Below are 1,174 nucleotides of genomic sequence, written 5' to 3'. Positions count from 1 at the left end.
AACGCCCGCACCAACCGTGCGTCCACCTTCTCTAATAGCAAATCTCAAACCATCTTCCATTGCGATTGGCGACAACAACTCTACTTCCATCTTGACATTATCGCCTGGCATTACCATCTCCACATCTTTTGGCAACTGACAAGCACCGGTTACATCCGTTGTTCTGAAGTAGAACTGTGGACGGTAGTTATTAAAGAATGGAGTATGCCTTCCACCTTCATCCTTACTTAATACATAAATCTCAGCCTCAAACTTTGCATGTGGTTTAATAGAACCAGGCTTAGCCAATACTTGACCACGCTCCACATCTTCTCGTTTAGTGCCACGAAGTAAAACACCGACATTATCGCCAGCCTCACCAGAATCCAACAACTTACGGAACATCTCAACACCTGTACAGATTGTTGTTTGCGTATCTCTAATACCAACAATCTCAATTTCATCATTAACATTAACAACACCTGCTTCAATACGACCCGTTACAACAGTACCACGACCGGAAATTGAGAACACATCTTCAATTGGCATAATAAAAGTTTTATCTGTATCGCGTTTAGGGGTTGGAATGTACGAATCTAGCGCTTCAACCAACTTAAAGATTGAAGGTACACCAATCTCTGATGTGTCACCCTCTAACGCCTTAAGTGCAGAACCAAAAATAACTGGTGTATCATCACCTGGGAAATCATATTCAGTCAATAATTCACGAATCTCCATCTCAACTAATTCTACTAACTCATCATCATCAACCATATCGGCTTTGTTCATGTAAACAAGAATATAAGGTACGCCTACCTGCTTAGACAAAAGAATGTGCTCACGCGTTTGAGCCATTGGACCATCCGTTGCAGCAATAACGATAATAGCACCGTCCATCTGCGCAGCACCTGTAATCATATTTTTAACATAATCAGCATGGCCCGGGCAATCAACATGAGCGTAATGACGATTCTCTGACTCGTACTCTACATGCGCTGTTGAAATCGTAATGCCACGTTCTCTTTCTTCAGGTGCATTATCAATATCTGCATAGTCGTTGAACTCACCACCGTTAGCCTCAGCCATAACTTTAGTTATCGCTGCTGTTAGCGTTGTTTTACCATGGTCAACATGGCCAATTGTGCCTACATTTACATGGGGTTTGGTTCTTTCGAATTTTTCTTTTGACATATTT

At 41.9% G+C, this 1,174-nt stretch carries 1 protein-coding gene; it reads right to left on the bottom strand.

The window, feature by feature from the left end; genetic code table 11:
• The coding region (tuf, locus tag BAZSYMA_RS04185; RefSeq protein ID WP_090715929.1) for an elongation factor Tu at nt 1-1,170 on the bottom strand (1,170 nt) is incomplete at its 3' end.
• Nucleotides 1,171-1,174 lie beyond the last annotated feature (4 nt).

It is taken from the genome of Bathymodiolus azoricus thioautotrophic gill symbiont (genome assembly GCF_001298715.1).
Taxonomy (GTDB): Bacteria; Pseudomonadota; Gammaproteobacteria; order PS1; family Pseudothioglobaceae; genus Thiodubiliella.
This window is presented reverse-complemented; position numbering and strand designations above follow the sequence as displayed.